Below are 21620 nucleotides of genomic sequence, written 5' to 3' on the forward strand. Positions count from 1 at the left end.
CATGAGTTTGAGTAAGAAAGTGACGGTTGCAAGCGTTGCGCTTGCGGCCGGCCTGGCGGTGCTTGGGGGCTGCTCGGCCTCCGGCAACAACGCCGACAAGAAGGAAAGCGGCACCCCGTCGTACCGCATCGCAACGGTGCGCTGGTCCGATTGGGGGACCAAGTTCCTGAAGGGCTTCGTCGCCAAGTCCGAGAAGCAGGCGGGCATCAAGGTCAAGTGGGACACATACCTGAACGCTGACTGGGGCGACAAGAAGAGTGTCGTCATGTCCGGTGGCGACCTGCCCGACGCGTTTTGGGGGGACATCTGCCTGACGGACGCCGAGGTGGCCAAGAACCAAGACAGCTTCATTCCGCTTGAGAAGTACATCGAAAAGGACATGCCGAACCTTCAGCGGGCCTTCAAGAAGGATCCCAAGCTCAAGGCGATGGTGACCTCCCCGAACGGCCACATCTACAGCCTGCCGAAGAAGTCCCCGATGCGCCCGACGATCACCAACCAGCTGTTCATCAACAAGACCTGGCTGGACAAGCTGGGCCTGAAGATGCCGACGACCTACACCGAGTTCATCAAGGTGCTGACGGCCTTCAAGAACGACGACCCCAACGGCAACGGCAAGGCCGATGAGATTCCTTACGGTGCCGGCAACGACGACGCGATCCTGAACTTCATCCAGCCCTTCGGCATAACCTCGCCGAACACCTCGGCTCAAAACATGGTGATGCAGGACGGCAAGCCGGTTTACCAGCCGACCACGACCAACTACAAGAAGGGCATCGCCTGGATGGCCGACGCCTACAAGAAGGGTCTGATCGATTCCCAGATCTTCACCGAAGACGCCTCTCAGGGCCAGGCCAAGGTTCAGGCCAAGACCCCAATCGTCGGCGTGGCCGCCGGTTGGACCGCCGATGCCATCTTTGGCGCCAACGCCAAGCAGTACGTCGCCCTGCCACCGCTGAAGGGCCCGGACGGCAAGCGCTACGTCAACTCCGACCCGGATCACTGGAACTACTCGCGCAACGAGTTCATGGTCACCACCCACGCCAAGAACGTGGACAAGCTGATGAAGTGGGCCGACAAGTACTACACCAACGACGCGACGATTCAGACCTACTACGGCTCCTTTGGCATCGGCACCAAGAAGCTGGCCAACGGCAACGTTCAGGTGCTGACCCCGCCTGAGGGCCAGTCCTCCGACATTTTCGCCTGGACCAACTCCTTCCGCGACTTCGGCCCGAAGTACTCCGACCCAAGCTTCGACAAGAAAGTCGAGCTGCCGGCAAGCAACGGCGACTACGAGAAGCTGCAGCTGGACAAGGCGTACAAGCAGTACGCGCGCCCGGCCTTCCCGAACGTCACCTTCTCGCCTGAAGAGCTGCAGACCACCTCGCAGCAGTACACCGACATCAGCACGTTCGTGACCCAGCAGTCCTCTAAGTGGGTCACCAAGGGCGGCGTCAACGCCGAGTGGGACGGCTACGTGTCCAAGCTCAACCAGATGGGCCTCAAGGACTTCGTGAAGATCCAGCGCACGGCGTACAACCGCTACGAGAAGACGCTGAACAAGTAAAGTAACGCACGCGAAAGGCAAGGGCGATTCGGTTGCCCTTGCCTTTTGATTCGCGGGCACTGGCCCGGCCCACGCTAAGGCGCGGGGGAAAGGAGCGCGGATGAAAACAACTGGTGGCACGCGGTGGCGGGGGGCTTTGGGCTACAACAGCCCCTTCATGCGCCTGCTTGAAAACATCACGAACCTGCTGCTGTTGAACTTCTGGATGCTGCTCACCAGTTTGCCGGTGGTGACGCTGGGCGCCGCCATGATGGCCGGCGACCGCACCGCGACCCGCATCCGTGGCGGGCAAAACGCGCTCGTGACGCGCGACTACTTCGCCGCCTTCCGCGAGGCGCTCAAACAGGGCGTCGCCTGGACCGGCCTGGTTGCGCTTGCAATCGCGTTGTTTTGGCTGGACTTTCGCTACCTGGGCCGAGTCGCCATCACGCTGCGGCTGGCCGCCTTCAACCTGTTGGCCATCATGGCGGTGGTCGCGGTGCTCGTGGCCTGCCTGCTGGTCACCTACCTGAGCCACTACGACGAGTCGCTGCGCCACGCCGCGCGCAACTGCGTGATCATCCTGACGCACCACGTCGGGTGGGTGGCGCTGTTGGCCCTGACGACGCTTTTGCCCCTGATCCTGCTGGAGGCGGGACCGGTGGGCTGGTGGACGCTTTTGTACTGGTTCAGCTTCCTGGGCCTGGGCGTCGCCGCGTGGGGGCGCAGCGTGATTTTCGCGCAGCTGGTGCGGCGGTTCGCCCCGGCCGCAACGAACAAAGGAGAAACGCATGACAGATGAGAATTGGCATGTTGGGGCCACGGGCTTTGATCCGGAGACCATCAGCGAAACCGGCAACCGCTACCTGATCGGCAACGGCTACATGGGCTACCGCGGGACGCTCGGCGAGTACACGGCGGCTCAGCAGGTGGCGCTCAACCTGGCCGGGGTGTACGACCAGCACGGCACGGCCTGGCGCGAGCCGGTCAACGCGCCCAACCCGCTGTACATCACGCTGACGGCAGGCAAAACGCCGCTGTCGGTGCTTGAGACGACACCCGTCAGCCACCAAGTGGGGCTTGACCTGCGCCGCGCCGTGTTTGCGCGCACCACAAGCTTTGCGGTGGACGCCGGCACGGTGACGGTCACCGCCTCGCGGTTCGTCAGCGGCGCCGACCGGACGCTGGGCGCGGCGCGCTACACCGTGTCCAGCACGGTCGCGACCCCGGTGACGTTGACCTGCGGCATCGACGAGCAGGTCTGGGACATCAACGGCCCGCACCTGGTCGACACCACGCACTACGCCATCACGGGCGGCCTGGTGGTCACCGCGGTCACCGGCGAGCTCGAACGCCAGGTGGCGGTGTGGCAGCGCCAGTTTCTAAGCGGCAGTGATGCGGCCGGCACGCTTCAGACCACGGCGCACGGGCTGCAGATGAGCTACCCGCTGGCCCTGACCCCGGGCGTGCCGGTCACGCTGACCGTGCTGTTCGGCGTCGGCGTCGACGACGACCGCGCCGCGATGGTGCGCACGCTGTCTTCGGCCACGGTCGCAAGCTACGACGCCTGGCTGGCCGCGCACGTCGCCGCCTGGACCAAGTACTGGGCCGCCTCCGACGTGCGGCTCGACGGGCCGGACGCTGATCAGCTGGCCCTGCGCTACAGCATCTACCAGCTGCTGGCGGTGGCACCGCACGACGCGGTGGCGCAGTCGATCCCCGCGCGCGGGCTGTCTGGCCAGACCTACAAGGGTGCGGTGTTTTGGGACACGGAGATGTTCATGCTGCCGTTTTTCGCCGCCACGGACGCCGCAACCGCCCGCAGCCTGGTCAACTACCGCATTCAGGGGTTGGCCGGCGCGAAGGCGAAGGCCGCGGCGTACGGCTTCCGGGGCGCGTTTTACGCCTGGGAGAGCCAGGAGCACGGGCTCGACGCGTGCTCGGACTACAACGTGACGGACGTGTTCACCAAGCGCCCGATGCGCACTTACTTCAAAGACAAGCAGGTGCACATCTCCGGCGCCGTCGCCCTGGCCATCTGGCGCACCGCGCAGTGGCTGGCCGACGACACGCTGCTGACTGAAGGCGGCGCGGCGGTGATCCTCGCGTGTGCCGAGTTCTACCTGGACTACGCGCGCCAGGGGCTGCTCAGGCCGAGCGTCAGCATCCCCGACGTGATTGGCCCCGACGAGTACCACGAGCGCGTGACCGACAACGCCTACACCAACAAGGTGGTCGCCGCGACCTGGCAGTGCGCGCTGGATGTCTTGGCCCACCTTGACGCGCCGCAGCGCGAAGCGGCGTTGGCCGCGGTGGGCGGCGAGGACTTCGTCGCGCTGGTCCACACTGCGCTGGCGCACCTGCGCCGGCCGGTGGAGCAAGACGGGGTGCTCGAGCAGTTCGCCGGCTACTTCAAGCTGGAGGACTGCAGCGTGGCCGACGTGCGCTCGCGCCTGCTGGATCCGCGCGAGTACTGGGGCGGCGCGTACGGCGTGGCCGCCCAGACGCAGGTGCTTAAGCAGGCCGACGTGGTGATGATGCTCGAGGAGTTCCCGCAGGACTACAGCCTAGCGACCCACCGCGCCAACTACGACTACTACGAGCCGCGCACCGAGCACGGGTCGTCACTGTCCTGGAGCATGTACGCCATCGAGGCCGCGCGCCTCGGCAAGGGGGACGCGGCGCTTGAATTCTTTCGCAAGACGGCCACGGTCGACTTGACCGGGCAGTCCAAGCAGTGGGCCGGCGACATCTACATCGGCGGCACGCACCCGGCCGCCAACGCCGGCGCGTGGCTGGTGGCGCTGCGCGGCTTCGCCGGCATGACCACGACCGCCAACCGGCTGGCCTTTGCGCCGCACCTGCCGGCCGATTGGAACGCGATGGCCTTTGAGGTCGCGTATCGCAACAAGCGCTTCGCCGTGCGGGTGACGCACGACGGGGCGACGGTTCAAGAATTGGAGGAAGCGTAATGGGAAAACAAGCAGATCAGTATTTCAACGTCGCACCGTGGACCGTGAGCGAAACCGGCTTCGATCCGGAACACGGCCGGGTGGCGGAGTCCATTTTCGCCGTGGCCAACGAGTACGCCGGCGTGCGCGGCTACTTCGAGGAGGGCTACTCCGGTGACCGCCTCCAGGGCAGCTACTTCAACGGCGTGTATGTGCACTCGCCGGAGGACACCACGGTGCAGTACGCCGGCATCCAAAAGCGCAGCCACTTCATGGTCAACGCCGTGGACTGGCTGGCCGTGGTCCTGCGCCTCGACGGCGAGAAGCTGGATCTCAACCACAGCCAGTACCGCGACTTCAGCCGCACGCTGGACCTCAAGTCCGGCGTGCTGACGCGGCAGTTCACCTGGGTGCTGGCAGATGGGCGTGAGCTTGCCCTTCGCTTCGAGCGCTTCTTGTCGATGGTGACGGCAAGCCAGGGCTTTCAGCGCATCACGGCCACGGCGCTGAACTTCGAAGGCGACCTGGACTTCTCCGCCCTGGTTGACTTCGACACGCGCCACGGGGATGGGTCGACCAGCTACTGGGAGGACGTGCGCGACTTCAGCGACGGGCTGAGCTTCGGCATCCTCGGCCAGACCAAGGGCACGTCCAAGCGCGTCTTCTCGCTCGCCGCTTTGACCGTTGACCCGGCGGCCGTGGCGGCGAACACCGAGCTGCGGGGCACCCGCCAGGTCGGGCGCACGCTTCGACTGCACCTGGAAGCGGGCCGGCCGCTGACCGTGGTCAAGCGGGTGACCAACTTGGTGCAAAAGGCGCCGGCGGCCTCTAACCACGCGGTGTGGACCGCGGGCCAGGAAGCACTTGCCGCCCAGCCGGACTACGACACGGCGCTTGCCGCCCAGCGCGCGTACTGGGACGCGTTTTGGACCAACCACGACATCCAGATTGACGGCGACGACGCGGATCAGCAGGGCATCCGCTACTGCCTGTTTCAGATGGCGCAGACCTACCACGGCGAGGATGCGACCAACAACATCGGCGCCAAGGGCCTGACCGGTGAGGCGTACGGCGGGCTGGCCTTTTGGGACACCGAGACGATGTGCCTGCCGTTTTACCTGTTCACCGACCTCAAGGCGGCCAAAAACCTGGTCGAGTACCGCTACTCGACGCTCGAGGCGGCCAAGCGGCGCGCCAAGATGGTGGACTGCTTGGGTGCGAGCTACCCGATCTCGACCATCAACGGCGACGAGGCGACCTGCCTGTGGCAGCACGCCAACACGCAGCTGCAGCCGAGCACCGCGGTGGCCTACGCCGTCTTCCACTACGCGCGCATCAGCGGCGACGCCGCCTTCCTCTACGGGCATGGCGCGCAGATGCTGACGGAAATCTCGCGCTTTTTGTACTCGCGCGGCGACTGGAACCGCAAGCACGAGTTCAGCTTCTACGGCGTGATGGGCCCCGATGAGTTCCAGGTGATGGTGAACCACGACGCCTACACCAACTACATGGGGCAAAAAACCTTCGCCTACACGCTCGCCGTTCTGGCCGAGATGAAGGCCAGGGACGCCAAGGCCTACGCCGCGCTGGTTGCGGCGACCGGGGTGACGGACGCGGAGCTTGCCAATTGGCAGGACGCCGCCGACCACATGGTCTTTCTCGGCGACAACAACGGGCTGATCGAGCAGCAGGCGGGCTTTTTCGACCTGCCGCACGTCGACGTGGCCAAGATTCCGGTGACGGACTTCCCGCTGTACGACCACTGGTCCTACGACCGGCTGTTCCGCAACGACATGATCAAGCAGCCCGACGTTTTGATGTTTCAGTTCCTGTACAGCCAGGACTTCTCGCTGCGCTCCAAGCGGCTGAACTACGACTACTACACGCCGCGCACCATCCACGAGTCCTCGCTGTCGCCGTCGATTCACTCGATTGCGGCCCAGGAGCTGCACCGCGACGCGGGCGCGTACCGCTTCTTCGGCTTCGCCACGCGCATGGACCTGGACAACTACAACCGCAACACCCGAGACGGCCTGCACACCACGTCGATCGCGGCGGCCTGGCTGAACATCGTGTACGGCTTCGGCGGCCTGCGCAGCGATGGGCCCGAGCTGATCTTGAACCCGGGGCTGCCCGCCAAGTGGCGCGGCTACCGCTTCGGCCTGAGCTACCGCGGCGCCACGATTCACGTCGCCGTGGCGGCCAAGCAGGTGACCCTGACGGCCAGCGCCCCGGTCGCCCTCAAGGTGTACGGCAAGCAGGTTGACCTGACCACCGCGCCGCTGACGCTGGACGTCCCGGCAATTTGGCAAACCAAGCAGGAGGCATCACATGATTAAAGGATTTGTTTTTGACCTGGACGGCGTCATCACCGACACCGCCCGCTACCACTACCAGGCCTGGGCCCAAGTGGCCGAGGAGATGCTGGGCATCACCATCGACCCCAGCGTCAACGAGGGCCTCAAGGGCGTCTCGCGCATGGACTCGCTGGAGGTGATTCTGAAGTTCGGTCACCAGGAGGACCGCTACTCCCAGGAGGAGAAGGTGCGCATCGCGACGGCCAAAAACGACCGCTACGTCGCGCTGATCAGCCACATGACCCCCGACGACATTCTGCCGGGGATGAAGCGGTTTTTGAACGCCATCAAGGCCGCCGGCTACGGCATCGCCCTGGCCTCGGCCTCGCGCAATGCGCCGCGGATCCTGGCCGGGCTGTCGTTGAGCGACTACTTCGACGCCGTGGTGGACCCGGCCACGCTGACGCACGGTAAGCCGGATCCCGAGATTTTCACCCGGGGCGCCGAGCTTTTGGGTATCGCCCCGGCGGAGGCCGTCGGGCTGGAGGACGCGGTGGCCGGCATCGCGGCGATCAAGGCGGCCGGCGAGTTCGCCGTCGGCATCGGCGACGCGAAGCTGTTGAGCCAGGCGGACCTCGTGTTCGCCAACACCGCGGAGGTTAACCTCGCGGCGATCGAGCAGGCCGCGCGCTAATCGCGTGACGAAATAGGCCCTTCCCGATTTGGGAAGGGCCTATTTGCGCTCAGCGCGCGTCCTCTGCGAACAGCTGGTGTCTGTGCCGCAGGAAGAGCCAAAGGGCGATCGCGGCCGACAGAATGTCGGCCACCGGCTGCGCCCACAGCACGCCCAGGTAGCCGGCCAGCTGGTGCAGCACCACGATGGCGGGGAAGAAGACCACGCCCTGGCGCGCGACGGCCAGCGTGAACGCCGCCGGGGCCGCACCGATGGTCTGAAACAGGGTGGTCATCACCAGCACGATGCCGACCGCCGGGGTGGACAAAAGCAGCAGCCGCAGCATCAGCGCCCCGGCCTGCACCACCGCGGCCTGTGGCATGAACAGCGCGATCAGGTGCGGCGCAACGGCGGCCAACAGCGCGGCCAGAATCACCGCGTAGCCGACCAGCACCAGCAGGTCAAAGTCGATCAGCTTGCGCAGGCGCCGGTGGTTTTTCGCCCCGTAGTTGTAGCCCAGAAGCGGCTGGGCCCCGAAGGCGAAGCCGACCATCACCAGCATCACCACCATGTAGATCTTCAGCGTGATGCCAAGCGCCGCCATCTGCGTGGTGCCGTACGCGACCACGTGGCGGTTGAGCACCGCGGTGCCGAACGCCTGCATCAGGTTGGTGATGGCGGCGGGGATGCCGATGGCGATCACCGCGCCCACCGTTTTAACCGGCAGGCGCCAGAGCCGCGGGTCAACGGTGATGGCGACGCAGCGGTGGGCGGTCAGGGTCAGCAGCAGCGCGTCGGTGATGCCGTAGCCGATCACCGTCGCCAGCGCCGCGCCGGCCGCGCCGAGGTGCAGCACGAGGATGAACAGCGGGTCCAGCACGATGGTGATCAGCGTGCCGACGACGGTGCCGACCATCGACGCGGTGGCCTGCCCCTCGGTGCGCATCAGGTTGCCCGGCACCAGCGAGACGATGATGATCGGCGCGCCGATCGCCATGATGCGGTAGAACGCAGCGGCCGGGGCATAGGTGGCCGGCGTCGCGCCCAAAAGCGCCAGCGACGGACGCTCAAACACGAGCAAAAGCGCGGCGCAGACCACGCCGCACACCGCCGCGGCGACGAGGCAAAAGCTCGAGACGCGGCGGGTGGTCACGCGGTCGCTGGCCCCGAGCAGCCGCGAGATCACGGAGCTGCCGCCGAGGCCGAAGATGTCGCCGAGCGCCAGCAGAAAGGAGAACAGCGGCGTGCACAGCGCGACGCCCGACACCAAGGCGGCGCTGTGGGTCTGGGCGATGAAGTAGGTGTCCGCCAGGTTGTAGATCATGCTGGCGACCATGCCCGCCACCACCGGCAGGGCCAGGGTGAAGTAGGCCTTGGGGATGGGCGTGCGTTCGAATAATTCTTCCATTATAAAAACCTCCTGGCCCAAAACGGCCACGAGGTTCAGTATAGATTTTTGCCGCGGGGCTTGCGAAGCGCGCCCAACAGCTTGTATCATAAAGGCATATTTTTGAGACAAGGAGGTGGCGCGATGCGCTACGGCTACTGGTGGGGACCCGAGGAGACGGCACCTGAGGCCTTGCGGGGCGTCTTGCCGGCGCGGCGCTTCCACGACACCGACCAGTTTCGCCGCCAGTTCTCGGCGCTGCGGGTGGCGCTTGCGCCCGGCGACGAGCTGACGGTGGCGGACCTTTCGGCGCTTGGACCGTCGTTGGTCGGCGCCCTGAACGTGTTGGTGGCGCTGCTCGACGGTGGCGTCAGCGTCACGGTGGCGGCCACCGGGCGGTTTGCGGTCGATCGCCGGGGTAAGCGACCCACAGCGACGGTGCGACTCCTGGCGGTGCTGCAAAGCGTGGCGGCCGCGCAGGCGCGGATGCTGGCCACCGAGGTGCGGCTGGCCCCGGAACCCGCGCGGCGCGGCCGGCCGCCTACGTTCGGCCCGGGGCAGCGGCTGGCGGTGCTCGACTACGCGACCACCCACACCCAGCAGGCGACCGCCGCGCATTTTGGCACCTCCCGCGCGACGGTGACGCGCATCATCGCCGCGCACGCCAAGCGGTTTCGCTGAGCCGGGTGTGGGAGCGCAAAAAGGCAGTGCCAGCACGGAATCCCCGGTGCTGGCACTGCCTTTTTGCGGGTTAGCGGTTGATCGAGCGGGCCATGCGTGAAATCGCGTGGCGCTCGCCGCGGATTGCCTTGCTCATCGCGAAGATGTTGTCGAGCGGCGACATCACGCCCCAGCCGGCGTCGCCGACGTGCTGGATGTCCACGCCGATGATCTTGTTGCGAATCGCGACGCTTTCGATGAAGCTTGCGCCCGAGCTCTCCTGGCTGGTGCCGATGGTGCTCATCACCAGCGCCCCGTGCGCGTGGGCGAGCTTGACGATCGGCTTCAGGTCGCTTTCGTCAAGGCCCGGCACGGTGCCGACCGCCGGCACCAGGATCACGTCGGCCCCGGCATCGAGGAAGGCTTGGGTGGCCTCAAGCGAGACCACCGGTTCGTTCACGCCGGCGCCGTGCATCTTGCCGGCGATGACCAGCCCGGAGAACACCTGCTTGGCCACCTTGATGGCCTGGGCGATGTGCGCGTTGGTGACTCCGGTGCCCGGGTTGCCGGTGAAGCAGACGAAGTTGAAGCCGAGCTTTTCGGCCTCCCTCAGCGTCTTTTCGCTGGCCATGCGGCCCTCCGGGATCTCCAGTCGGGTCTCGGCCATGTCGGCGTCCGGGTCGACGGGCTCGAGGTTGACCCCGATCGGGCGGCCGACCAGGTGTTGCAGGCGGTGGATGCTCTCCCCGTCGTTGTGCACCACGGCGCCCTCATCGGGGTAAAGACCAAAGATCGCCGGGGCCAGGACGTTCAGGCCGTTGAGCAAAATCAGGTCGGCACCGAACGCGGCGGCAATCTCGCTGTTGGTCAAGCCGTCGCCGACCGCCTCCTCCACCACGTTTTCGGACAGCACCGTGCGGCCTTCGCTGGCCTTGATGCTCTGCTTGAGCTCCGCGCCGTTCATCGCCAGAAGCTCGCTGGAATTCGTACTCAGTAATCGTGTGACCATTAGATTTTTCCTCCCTAGATACGTCGTTCTTCTTGATGGTAACCGCTTTCCGCCGGCCGGTCAAGGTGTGGTAAAATAGGCCAAAAGGAGTGAGAACATGCGCAAACGGGTTGAGGACATGACGTTCGACGCGATTTACCCGCTATACCTGAACAAGATTACGAAAAAGGGCCGAATCCAGGCCGAGCTCGATGAGGTCCTGGGCTGGCTGACCGGCTACGCGCCGGCCAGGCTGCACGAGACCACAGACACGCTGGGCGACTTTTTCGCGGCCGCCCGCGTGCCGGTCGCGGCGGCACAGATCACCGGCGTCATCTGCGGGGTGCGCGTGGAGGAGATCGAGGACCCGCTGATGCGGCGCATCCGCCAGGCCGACAAGGTGGTCGACGAGCTGGCGCGCGGCAAGGCGGTGGCCAAGATTCGGCGGGACACGCCGCTGGCATGAGCGCCTGACCGCGTGACGCGATTATTTGGGTTCTCCTCTGTCGTGGGGAGGGCCTTTTTGGTGTGGGGCGAAGCACGCCGCTTTGCGTAATCTAGAGTTGACGGCCAAGATAGCTGGCCGCCCGCGACGGGACAGATGCCCGCGGCGACGTTCGACTCGTCGTGGACAGCCACAACAATGGAGGCGGATCATGAAGGACAAGCTGATCAGGGTTTGGACATGGGCGGTGCAGGGGCCGGCTTTTCTCGTCATCACGGTCGCGGCCCTGCCGCTGGGGCTGATTCTCGTGTGGTTTCGGCGCGGCCTGAGCCGCACGACGCGCATCGTGTACACCGCAGTCGGCGCCTTGGTGCTGGTCGGGGTGGCCGCGGAATCCGGCCGCGCCGCCGCGCTGGCCGGGCAGTTGGCGGCCGAGGTCAAGGTGGCCAAGCAGACCGCGAGCAAGCTGACAGCGGCGGAGCAAAAATGGGCGGCGAGCGACGAGCAGCTGGTGGCGGCCAATCGGGACCTGAAGACGGTGACCGACGAGTACGAGTCGTACCAAGAGGAGATGCGCCCGTATGCCGCATTGCAGGAAGCGGACGCGCGCAAGCAGACCGCGGACAAGGAGGCCGCCGCAGCGGTGGAGGATTTGCTGAACGCGCTGCCGGATTCGAGCAAGCTCACCGGCGCCGATCAGGCCAAGGTGAAGGCCGCACGCGCCGCGTACAACAAGCTGACGCCCGACCAGAAAAAGCTGGTCGCGGATGCCCCGCTGGTTGCGCTCGAAAAGGCGCTGCCGGCGGTGCTGAAGAAAGAGGCCGCCGCGGCAGCGGCGGCGAAACAAAAGGCCGCAGCAGCGGCGGCCGCGGCCAAGAAGGCGGCCGCCGACAAGGCAGCTGCTGAGGCGCGCGGCTACGAAACCGGCATCACGTACAGCCAGTTGGCCCGCACGCCGGACAGCTACGAGGGCAAGAAGGTCAAGTTCTCGGGCACCGTGGCCCAGATTCTCGAAGGGGATGAGACCGTGCAGGCCAGAATTGCGGTCAACGGCGATTACGACACGATGCTTTACGCCGAGTGGCCGAGCTCGGCGGTGACGTCGCGCGTGCTCGAGGACGACACCATCACCATCTACGGGGTGTCGACCGGCCTTTTGACCTACGAGTCGACCATGGGTGGCAACATCACGATCCCGTCCGTGTTGGTGGCGAAGATTGACCAGTGATAGGGCGTCATCTTGCAAGCGGCCCAGCTGACGCAGCAAAGCCCCCCGGAGTCGGCGGCGGGCCAGGCTTCGGGGGCTAGGTGGTGATCACAGCAGGTGAATGTCGTGCGCCGCGCACGCGTCGATGGTCGCCTGCGGCCAGACGCTGGCCTGGACCTCGCCGACGTGGGCCTTGCCCAGAAGCAGCATGCACAGGCGCGACTGGCCGATGCCGCCACCGATGCTGTAAGGCAGCGACCCGTTCATGATGGCCTGGTGGAAGGGCAGCTCCAGCCGGTCGAGCGCGCCGGCCGCGGTCAGCTGGCGCTGCATCGCGGCCGAATCGACGCGGATGCCCATGCTGGAGATCTCCAGCTTGCGCTTGAGCGGCGCGTACCAGAAGATCAGGTCGCCGTTCAGGGACCAGTCGTCGTAATCGGGGGCGCGGCCGTCGTGGCGTTTGCCCGACTTGAGCGGGCCGCCGATGCGCTTGACGAAGACGCAGCCGAGCTCATGGGCGATACGGTTCTCGCGTTCCATCGGGTCGAGGTCCGGCCAGCGGTCCTCGAGCTCCTGCGTGGTGACGAAGTGCACGGCGTCGGGCAGGCGGTGGACCGCCTGCGGGTACTTGTACCAGACCTCGTGCTCCATGTGCTTGATCACCTTAAAAATCTGGCGGACGGTGGCCTCAAGCACCGCGTCGGTGCGCTGGTCTTGGGTGATCACTTTTTCCCAGTCCCACTGGTCGACGTAGATGGAGTGGAAGTTGTCGAGCTCCTCGTCCTTGCGAATCGCATTCATGTTGGTGTAGAGTCCTTCGCCGGGTTGAAAACCGAAGCGGCCGAGCGCGGCGCGCTTCCACTTGGCCAGCGAGTGGACGATCTCCATGGTGGCGCCGGGCATGCCGGCCATCGTGAAGGAGACCGGTGACTCGGTGCCGTTCAGGTTGTCGTTGAGCCCGGTGGCCGCGTCGACCATCATCGGCGCCGACACGCGCGACAGGTTCAGCTGCTTGCCGAACTCGTCTTGGAACGTCTCGCGGATGTAGCGAATGGCCTCCTGGGTCTCGCGCACGCTGAGCTTAGGATCGTAATCTTCAGGAAAAATTGTGGTCATGAGTGAACCTCCGTAATCTATTGTGGTCTCTGGCGGCAGAGGCTAAGTGCGCCTTGGTTCTCGTCGGGCTCCGATTGGCAACCTAGCACCAGCACTCGGGGCATGCACCCCAAGCGCCGACGTAAGCGATGCGGTCCGCTGTGTGCGCCGCGCTGCGCCTTAGTTCTCGTCGGGCTCCGCTCGGCTAAGTGCGCCGTGTGTCGCCCTGGGGCAAACAAAAAGTCCCTTGCCTCAAAGACAAGGGACGAAAAGGACTGTTTTCGCGGTACCACCCAAGTTGCCTGCAAGCAGGCCACCTCTATCACGCACAAGCATGCGTGTCCGGATGGTAACGTGCCGGTGACGTCGAGGCCTACTGTGGGTTCAGCCCGAGGCTGGCGAGTGTTATTCAGGGGCGGCTTACTTGTCGGGTTTTCACTGGTCCCGACTCACTGCGAAGGCGCCGCGCCTTACTTGTCTCTCCTGTGCCGTTGATTGATGTGTTTCGACTATCCTATCACGTCTGGCGCGCTTGTCAACGCCTGGCCGAAAAAAACTCTCGGCGTGAGGCCGGTTGTACACAACCGAAAACCGTGAGACAATGGCCGGGGAGGTGAGGCGATGCTTGCGACCATCATCAACGCGCTGCTGGATCCCGGCACCCGCGACTTCGAGCGTCAACACCTGCTTTCGGCCAAGCGGGCGCTCGAGGCGGGCCAGCGCGAGCGCGCGGTGCTGGGACAACTGGAGGCCGCGCTGCGCCCGCTTGCGGTGCGCGACAACTTGACGCCGCAGGTCGCAGCGCTTTACCAGACACTGACCGGCGGTGCGGTGGTCGATGAGCCGGTGGCCGGGCCGGTGGCGCTGGACGATGCCTACGCGGTGTTCGGCGGTGGCTGCTTCTGGTGCTTGGTGCAGCCCTTCGAAAGCCGGCCCGGGGTGCGGGCGGCGGTGTCCGGCTACACGGGCGGGCACGTGCCGCACCCCACGGAAGATCAGGTGGCCAGTGGCACCACCGGGCACCGCGAGGCGGTGGAGATTCGCTTTGCGCCGCGCGAGCTGAGCTACGCGGCGCTGGTTGATCAGTACCTGGCGCTGATCGATCCGCTGGACGGGGCGGGGCAGTACCTCGACCGCGGCGACCGGTACACGCCAGCAATCTTCTACCAGGATGACCGGCAGCGGGACGTGGCCCAGGCCAAGCTTGCGGCGCTGTCGCAGCGGCTGGGGCGGCCGGTGGCGGTTGCACTGCGACCCGCCGCACCGTTTTGGCCCGCGCCGGCCTGGCACCAGGATTTCTACCGCAAGCAGCCCCGCCGCTACCGGGCGGTGCTCGCCGCGCGCCGCCGGCTGCAACGCTACAAGCGCATCGCCGCATGGCTCGGCCACCCGACGTGGTGACCGCGCACCATTTCACACCCTGGAGGAGGACACATGACCAACATCACACTGACCGCTTCGTTCTATCGCCTGATGCAGGAGAAGGGGCTGACCGAGAAAACCATGCTTTTGATTGCCGACGACGGCGGGGGCAAGTACTCGCTTCAGGGTGGCGCCTGCAGCATCGGGGCGAAGTTCACCCTGATCGTGCTGGACGCGCCGGATCCGGACTACGCGGTGTCTTTGACCAACGCGCAGGGGCTTGGCCTGTTCAGCTCCGAATACGACCTGCTGTTCCTTGAGGACGGGCTGACGCTGGACTTTCGCGGCCACCAGATTCGCCTCAAGGACAACGCCCACGCCTTCGACGACGGGGTGCGGATCGCCTCCGGGCAGGCGGTGCTTCAAGCCTTCAGCCAGGGCCTGACGGTCGCCGGCGCGAGCTGCTGACGTGCAATGTCGTGACAGGGCCGTTTCCGCGAGGGGACGGCCTTTTTGCGTCGCCAACCGGTGCTGAGAAAAGGGTCAAAATGGGTGCTTTTATTCCTCGTTTTTTGCGCAAAAATGCGGTAGGCTAAGAGCAATTAACCTGGTTGGGGGACAACATGGAACTGTTCGAGAACACCTTCTTCTGGTTTTTCTTCTTCATGATCGGGCTGGCCGCGACGCTGGAGCTGATCGACGGTGTGGGTCCGCAGCTGGTGCGACGCTTCCTGCATCGTCGCGTTGAAAGCGCCTGGCTGATTGTCGGCTACGCGCTAATCATCCTGGTCTTTGTGCGGATGCTGCGGGTGAACGGCACCACCTACTCGTGGACGGCCAATGCGCTGCGCAACGGGACCTTGATGTTCGTCGCGCCACGGATCCGCAACCGCCACGCGCTGTGGGTGTTCATGGCGGCGACGTTCCTCTCGTTTTGGCCGTTTTGGGACTGGAACCCCTTGGCGCTTGCCGGCTTCACGGTGACCGTGCTCCTGCTGGTGCCGCTTCAACACTACGGCGAGGGGCTGCACAGCAGGCCCTGGCGGCTGGCCGCGGTGTCCGCGGCGGTCAGCACCGTCTACTGGGTGTTCGATGCCTACGCCTACGGATACACCGCCGCGCAGACGGTGATTCTTCTCGTGTGCTACTGCATCGTGATGGCGGTCGCGGACGGGTACGGGCGGCTGCTGATCTACCGCGAGGAGCAAAAACAGAGTCTGGTCTACGACACCCAGCACGACGCGCTGACCGGGGTGCTGTCGCGCGCGAAGTTCGCGTCCGACATCGCCCGGTGGCGCAGGTTGCGGGTGCGCGGCCAGGTGCCGCCGGTCCACCTGGCGATGCTGGACCTCGACCACTTCAAGCAGATTAACGACGCGCTCGGGCACCTGGCCGGCGACGCGGTGCTGCGCGAGTTCGCGGATACCTGCCAGGGCTTTCTGGAACAGGCGGAGTACCCGTGCGCGTTTTACCGCACCGGGGGCGAGGAGTTCTCGCTGATCATCGCCGGCGGGGCCGGCGACGAGGCGGCGACCGCGCTGGTGGAGGCCCTAGTCGCCAACTGCCGCCAAAATCCGGTGACCGTTGACGGGCACTCCCTGACGCTCACCGTGTCGGCTGGGATGACCAGCATCTTCAAGGCCGACGTCGCCCCGGACGACGTGATCGGCCGCGCAGACACCAACCTGTACGCGGCCAAGCGCGGCGGTCGCGACACCACGGTCGCCGACGTCGCCGGCGATCGCTAGAAGAGCAGTCCGCGAGACACCAACGCGGCGCCGCACCCCGAATGGGGGGTGCGGCGCCGCGTTTTTCAGTCTTTGGTGCGGGCGAACAGCCGCGCGTACAGGAAGGCGTTGACCACGCCGATGGCGACCAGCAGCCAAAAGGCGAGCGCGGAGCCGGCCGCGACGTTTTGGGCGTGGCTGTAGCCCGGGCGCTGCACCGCCCCCATCAGCAGGGCGAGGACGGTGGTGCCCACGGCGCCTGCGACCTGCTGGCCGGTGTTGTAGAGCGCGTTGGCGTCGTTTTGAAGCTCGCGGCTCAGGTGCTTGAGGCCGAACGCGACCGAGTTACCGAAGGCCATGGAGCGGCCGATGGCAAACACTAGGTAGGCGACGGTGACGCCGAGCACGCCCATGCGCGCGCCGAACGCGGCGAAGGCGACCAGCGCCACGGTGAACAGCGCGTCACCCAGGTACAGCGGCAGCGGGCCGCCGAAGCGGTCGAGCATCCAGCCGTACACGGGCTGGCCGAAGCCGTTGAACAGGCTGCCCGGCAGCAGGATCAGGCCGCCGATCAGCGCCGAGGCGGCGAAGACGTCCTGCACGTAGTTGGGCAACAGGAAGTTGATGCCGACGTTGGCGAACTGCAGCAGGACGTAAGGCAGGAAGCTGAAGAGGAAGGCCGGCTGGTGGAACACGGCCAGGGAGAAAAGCGCGCGCCGCGGCCTAAGCGACAGGCGGTAGAACCAGTACAGCAGCCCACCGGCGGCGGCGAGCAGCAGCCCGAACGCCAACCAGCCGCCGGTGCCCGCGGCGTTCAGGCCGACGATCAGGGCGATTAGCCCGGCGCCGAGCACCGCAAAGCGGCCCCAGTCAAAGGCGTAGCGCTCCGTGTCAGTGTACTGGCGGATCACCCGCCGGCCGATGACCAGCAGGATCAGCGCCAGCGGCAGCGTGGACCAGAAAATCGCCCGCCAGCTGGCGAAGGCGGCGACCGCGCCGCCGAAGGTTGGCCCGAGCGCCGGGGCCACCAGGATGATTAGGTTTGCCATGCCGATGTAGGTGCCAAGCTTCGCGCGCGGCACCACGTCTAGGATGATGTTGACCATCAGGGGCGTGCACAGCCCGACGCAGCCGGCCTGGATCAGCCGCCCGGCCAGGAGTACCCAAAAGGCGGGCGCGGCGCCGCAGATCACGTCGCCGAGCGCGAACAGCAAGGCGCCGGCGGAGAAGAGCTGGCGGTTGGTAAAGCGGCGCTTCATGTAGGCCGACGTCAGCATCACTAGGGCTGCCGTCAGCAGGTAGCCGGCGGTCACCCACTGGACGGTGCTCAGGGAGACCCCAAATTCGCGCATCAGGGTTGGAAAGGTGACGTTCATTGAGGTTTCGGTCAGAACGCCCATGAAGGACATCAGCGCGACGATGCTCACGACGAGCATGGGACTGTTAGTTTTACGGTTGATGATCAGCAGATCCTTTCAGAAAGCTAGAGCCATCATGTCGCCAAATTTGCAATTTGTCAATCGCCGCGTGGCCGAATGCGCGCAAAAAAGCGGCCGGCACGCCGCCTTCGCGAATGGAAGGAGCGTGTCGGCCGCCGCGCGGTTCGTTCAATTGCGGGTCACAGGGCCTTGAGCATCCGCAGCTGCGCATCGTACAGCTGGAAGTACTCACCGTGCTTGGCCATCAGTTCGTTGTGGTTGCCGGCCTCGACGATCTCGCCGTGGTTGATCACCAGAATCTTGTCGGCGCGCTGAATGGTGGACAGGCGGTGGGCGACGATGAAGCTGGTGCGGCCGCGCAGGAGCTCCTGCAGGCCGGCCTGGAGCAGCTGTTCGGTGTGGGTGTCAATCGCCGCGGTGGCCTCGTCGAGGATCAGAATCTTCGGGTTGGCCAAAAGCGTCCGGGCGAAGGCGATCAGCTGGCGCTGGCCGGCCGAAAGGGACACGCCGCGCTCCTGGACGATGGTGTTGTAGCCGTCCTTGAGGTCGCGGATGAAGTCGTCGGCGCGGGCAACCTTGGAGGCCTGGATGATCTCCTCTTCGGTCGCGTCGAGCTTGCCGTAGCGGATGTTTTCCATAATGGTGCCGGAGAAGATGAACGTGTCCTGAAGCATCACGCCCATCTGCGCGCGCAGCGACTGGATGGTGACGCGGGAGATATCCACGCCGTCGATCAGGACGCGGCCGTCGGAAACATTATAGAAGCGCGACAGCAGGTTGATGATGGTGGACTTGCCGGCACCGGTCGGGCCGACCAGCGCGATGGTTTCGCCCGGGGCGGCATGGAAGTCGACGTGGTGCAGAATCTCAGGTTCATCCGGATCGTAGCGGAAGGACACGTCATCGAAGCGCACGTCGCCGTGGATCGGCGGCAGGGCGAAGGCCCCGGGCTGGTCGGTGACCTCGGGCTTTTCGTCCAGGGTCTCGAAGATGCGCTCCAGGTAGGCGCTGGCGGTGATCAGGGAGTTGTAGAAGTTCCCGATGTTGATTACCGGGTTCCAGAAGTTGTTGACGTAGCCCAAAAACGCGATCAGCGTACCGGTGGAAACCACCACGCCGACTTGCTGGATGCCGATGAAGTAGATCAAGGCGGTGGTCAACGTCGAAATGTTTTGCACCCCAGGCCACAGGGCAAACTGCCAACGCACGGCGGTCATGTAGGTCCGGCGATTCTCCTCGGCGACGCCGTCGAAGGTCTCAGTCGCGTTGGCCTCTTGCGCAAAGCCCTGGGTCACCTTGATGCCGGCGATGCTTTCGTGAATGTAGGCGTTCAGGTTGGACTGCTTGTTGGACAGCTCCTGATAGGCCTTGTGCTGGTAGTGCTGAATGACCCAGGTCCACACGGCGAGGACCGGAATCAGCAGCATGCTGTACAGGGTCAGCCGCCAGTTGATGGCGAACATGAATACCAGCGTGACCAGAAGGTTGATCAGGTCGGAAATCAGGTTGATCAGCCCGTTGGACAGGAGGTCGGACAGCGTGTTGATGTAGTTAACCACGCGGATCAGGATTTTGCCGTGCGGCCGCGAGTCGAAGTAGGAGAACGGCAGGGTCTGGAGGTGGGTGAAAATGTCCGTGCGCATGTCGCGCAGCAGGTCCTGACCGATCTCGGTGATGGCCCAGATCCGGTAGCGGTAGCACGCAAAGGCAATCATCAGGGTGACGAGGAACACCCCAGACAAAATTCCGAGTGCCGCCATGTTGTGGTTAGGGATGTAGTTATCGATTGCGACCTTGGTCAGGTACGGGCCAAGGATCAGCGCGACGTTCCCAATCAGGATGGAGCCAAGGGCCAGCGCCAGTTTCTTCTTGTACGGGCGCAGGTAGTGGCCCAGCCGGGCGTAGTCGTGGAAGTTGAACTTTTCGGAGTACTCCTCGTCTTCGTCAAAGGTGTTACGCTTGGCCATGGTCATCACCTCCGTCAGTGGCACCAAGTTGCTTCTTGTAAGTTTCGGCGTAGTAGCCGTTTTGCGCCAGCAGGGTCTCGTGGGTCCCGCGCTCGACGATGCGGCCGTGGCGCAGGACGATGATCTGGTCGGCGGCACGCAGCGAGCTGATGCGGCTGGCGATGATGAACACTGTCTTGTCGGCCGCCGCGGACTTCAGGTGCCCTTGGATCTCCGCCTCGGTTTCCATGTCCAAGGCCGAGGTGGTGTCGTCCAGAATCAGGATCCGCGGATCCTTGACCAGGGCGCGGGTCAGGCTGATGCGCTGCTTTTGACCGCCGGACAGGCCGACGCCGCGCTCGCCAACAACCGTGTCGTACCCCTCGGGCATCTCTTCAATGAACTCGTCGGCCGAGGCGACGGTTGCCATCTGCTTGATGAACGGCGCGTCGGCCGTGTGGTTACCGTAGCTGATGTTATCCTGGATGCTGTCGGAGAACAGGAAGAGGTCCTGCATGACGACGGTGATCTGGTCGCGCAGGGTGCGCACCGGCCAGTCCTTGGCGTCCTTGCCGTCGATCAGCACCTGGCCTTTGGTCGGGTCGTAGAAGCGGGCAATCAGGTCCATCAGCGTGGACTTACCCGAGCCCGTCTCCCCGAGAATCCCCATAGTCTGGCCAGGCAGGACGTCGAAGTTGATGTCGTCGAGCACCGGCGTGTCCGGATCATCCGGGTAGGCGAAGCTGACGTGATCGAAGGTGACCTCGCCGCGCACGCGCGCCGGCACCGCGGCCGGCTTACCGGTGATCGCCGGCTTGGCCGCGAGCATCGAGCGAATCTTGATGGTCGCCGCAGAGAAGCGCTGCATGTCATTGATTAGCCAGCCGCTCATGCGCATCGGCTGGTTCAGCATCCACAGGAAGCCGTTGAAGGTCACAAGGTCGCCCAGAGACATCTTGCCGGCGATGACCAACCCGCCGCCCATAAAAAGGACGATCACGGACAGCAGCGAGGCGATGAAGTCCAAAGGTGGCAGGTAGCGCCGTGAAATCCGCGCGGAGTCCATGTTGCGGGCCTTGTACTCCAGGTTCAGCTTTTCGAACTTATCGATTTCGTACTGCTCGCGCGCGAAGGCCTTGACCACGCGGTTACCGGAGATGTTTTCCTCGACCATCGCGTTGAGGCGGGCGAAGCTCTGACGAAGCTCAAAGAAGATCGGCAACGCCTGTGAGCTCATTTTGTAGGTTAAAATGCCGATCAGTGGCGTCAGCACCACCAGCGCGATCATCAGCGGCACGTTGATGACGCTCATCACAATCACCGCGGCCAAGAACCACAGGACGCACTCGATGGCGTTGTAGGAGACCCAAGCAATCATGTTGCGAATCGCGTCGGTATCCCCGGTCATCCGCGCCATGATGTCGCCGGTGCGAACCGTGTTGAAGAAGTTGAAGTCCAGAGACTGAAGCTTCGCAAACAGGTCGTGGCGGATGTCGAACAGCGCGTTTTGGCCGATCTGCTCGAAGAGGATGCAGTAGATGTAGCGGATGATGGTGCGAAAAAGCGTGACACCGATCATGATGGCCAGCATGGGAATCAGGCGGTCGGTGTGGCCCTGCTCGATGACTTGGTCGACGATCATCCCGCCGAGCAGCGGGGCGACGACGATGGCCAAGGCGTTGAGCAGAATCAGAATCACCGCGATGACCATTTTGGCGTGGTTGCGTCTGACGTACTGCCAGACCCAGGTGTAGGGATTCATAGTGTGCTCCTTCCATTACAGAAACAATAATGCCAGTCGGGTTAGTTGACTACGTGGGTTGATATTACCCGAACCACTGGGAACATGAATGGACTTTTTTGTCTGTTTACCCGGAGTTTTTTGATTCCCTCC

17 protein-coding genes are annotated in these 21620 nt (G+C 64.7%); 11 read left to right on the forward strand and 6 right to left on the reverse strand.

The window, feature by feature from the left end; all coding sequences use genetic code 11:
- Position 1: 1 nt before the first annotated feature.
- From LE416_RS02210 to pgmB, 5 genes are all read left to right on the forward strand, one after another.
- Entirely contained in the window at positions 2-1570 is a 1569-nt protein-coding gene (locus LE416_RS02210; protein WP_225046862.1) for a type 2 periplasmic-binding domain-containing protein, read from the forward strand.
- Between the two features lie 100 nt (positions 1571-1670).
- Positions 1671-2351 carry a DUF624 domain-containing protein gene (locus tag LE416_RS02215; protein ID WP_225046863.1) on the forward strand — a complete coding sequence of 227 codons (681 nt, stop codon included), beginning with the start codon at positions 1671-1673 and terminating at the stop codon, positions 2349-2351.
- Positions 2341-4521 (forward strand): glycosyl hydrolase family 65 domain-containing protein, encoded by a 2181-nt coding sequence (locus LE416_RS02220; RefSeq protein ID WP_225046864.1) that lies wholly within the window; start codon positions 2341-2343, stop codon positions 4519-4521. Before LE416_RS02215 ends, LE416_RS02220 begins: the two co-directional genes overlap by 11 nt.
- On the forward strand, positions 4521-6839 hold the full coding sequence (locus LE416_RS02225) for a glycoside hydrolase family 65 protein (RefSeq protein WP_225046865.1): 2319 nt from the start codon (positions 4521-4523) through the stop codon (positions 6837-6839). The genes LE416_RS02220 and LE416_RS02225 overlap by 1 nt, the downstream gene beginning before the upstream one ends.
- The gene (gene pgmB / locus LE416_RS02230; protein ID WP_225046866.1) at positions 6832-7491 is read left to right on the forward strand and encodes a beta-phosphoglucomutase; all 660 of its coding nucleotides are present in this window, start codon (positions 6832-6834) and stop codon (positions 7489-7491) included. Before LE416_RS02225 ends, pgmB begins: the two co-directional genes overlap by 8 nt.
- A 49-nt stretch (positions 7492-7540) precedes the next feature.
- On the opposite strand, the gene LE416_RS02235 is transcribed toward pgmB, so the two are convergent.
- A complete protein-coding gene (locus LE416_RS02235; protein WP_225046867.1) occupies positions 7541-8878 on the reverse strand; it encodes an MATE family efflux transporter in 1338 nt (445 codons plus the stop codon).
- Positions 8879-9001: 123 nt separating this feature from the next.
- On the opposite strand from LE416_RS02235, the gene LE416_RS02240 reads away from it, so the two are divergent.
- On the forward strand, positions 9002-9538 hold the full coding sequence (locus tag LE416_RS02240; RefSeq protein WP_225046868.1) for a recombinase family protein: 537 nt from the start codon (positions 9002-9004) through the stop codon (positions 9536-9538).
- A gap of 70 nt (positions 9539-9608) precedes the next feature.
- On the opposite strand, the gene LE416_RS02245 is transcribed toward LE416_RS02240, so the two are convergent.
- Positions 9609-10526: a DUF7916 family protein gene (locus LE416_RS02245; protein ID WP_225046869.1), complete on the reverse strand. Its 918-nt coding sequence runs from the start codon at positions 10524-10526 to the stop codon at positions 9609-9611.
- A 97-nt stretch (positions 10527-10623) separates the two neighbouring features.
- On the opposite strand from LE416_RS02245, the gene LE416_RS02250 reads away from it, so the two are divergent.
- The gene (locus LE416_RS02250) at positions 10624-10971 is read left to right on the forward strand and encodes a DUF2200 family protein (RefSeq protein ID WP_225046870.1); all 348 of its coding nucleotides are present in this window, start codon (positions 10624-10626) and stop codon (positions 10969-10971) included.
- Positions 10972-11161: 190 nt separating this feature from the next.
- Positions 11162-12178 carry a hypothetical protein gene (locus LE416_RS02255; protein ID WP_225046871.1) on the forward strand — a complete coding sequence of 339 codons (1017 nt, stop codon included), beginning with the start codon at positions 11162-11164 and terminating at the stop codon, positions 12176-12178.
- A gap of 87 nt (positions 12179-12265) precedes the next feature.
- Here the strand turns inward: LE416_RS02255 and asnA are convergent, their stop codons facing one another.
- Positions 12266-13273, reverse strand: coding sequence for an aspartate--ammonia ligase (gene asnA / locus LE416_RS02260; RefSeq protein WP_225046872.1), 1008 nt, complete (start codon positions 13271-13273; stop codon positions 12266-12268).
- Between the two features lie 600 nt (positions 13274-13873).
- Between asnA and msrA the strand changes: the two genes are divergently transcribed.
- The 3 genes from msrA (at position 13874) to LE416_RS02275 (ending at position 16362) form a co-directional block, all read left to right on the forward strand.
- Entirely contained in the window at positions 13874-14653 is a 780-nt protein-coding gene (gene msrA / locus LE416_RS02265) for a peptide-methionine (S)-S-oxide reductase MsrA (RefSeq protein WP_225046873.1), read from the forward strand.
- Between the two features lie 33 nt (positions 14654-14686).
- Positions 14687-15082 carry an iron-sulfur cluster biosynthesis family protein gene (locus LE416_RS02270; RefSeq protein WP_225046874.1) on the forward strand — a complete coding sequence of 132 codons (396 nt, stop codon included), beginning with the start codon at positions 14687-14689 and terminating at the stop codon, positions 15080-15082.
- Positions 15083-15237: 155 nt separating this feature from the next.
- A complete protein-coding gene (locus tag LE416_RS02275) occupies positions 15238-16362 on the forward strand; it encodes a GGDEF domain-containing protein (RefSeq protein ID WP_225046875.1) in 1125 nt (374 codons plus the stop codon).
- Positions 16363-16427: 65 nt separating this feature from the next.
- Here the strand turns inward: LE416_RS02275 and LE416_RS02280 are convergent, their stop codons facing one another.
- The 3 genes from LE416_RS02280 to LE416_RS02290 all read right to left on the reverse strand — a co-directional run bounded on the left by LE416_RS02280 (position 16428) and on the right by LE416_RS02290 (position 21488).
- Positions 16428-17777 (reverse strand): MFS transporter, encoded by a 1350-nt coding sequence (locus tag LE416_RS02280; RefSeq protein ID WP_225046876.1) that lies wholly within the window; start codon positions 17775-17777, stop codon positions 16428-16430.
- Between the two features lie 182 nt (positions 17778-17959).
- A complete protein-coding gene (locus tag LE416_RS02285) occupies positions 17960-19753 on the reverse strand; it encodes an ABC transporter ATP-binding protein (protein WP_225047822.1) in 1794 nt (597 codons plus the stop codon).
- Positions 19734-21488: an ABC transporter ATP-binding protein gene (locus tag LE416_RS02290; protein WP_225046877.1), complete on the reverse strand. Its 1755-nt coding sequence runs from the start codon at positions 21486-21488 to the stop codon at positions 19734-19736. The genes LE416_RS02285 and LE416_RS02290 overlap by 20 nt, the downstream gene beginning before the upstream one ends.
- Positions 21489-21620: the final 132 nt, after the last annotated feature.

The sequence above is a fragment of the Lacticaseibacillus kribbianus genome, assembly GCF_020180945.1.
GTDB classification, from domain to species: Bacteria; Bacillota; Bacilli; order Lactobacillales; family Lactobacillaceae; genus Lacticaseibacillus; species Lacticaseibacillus kribbianus.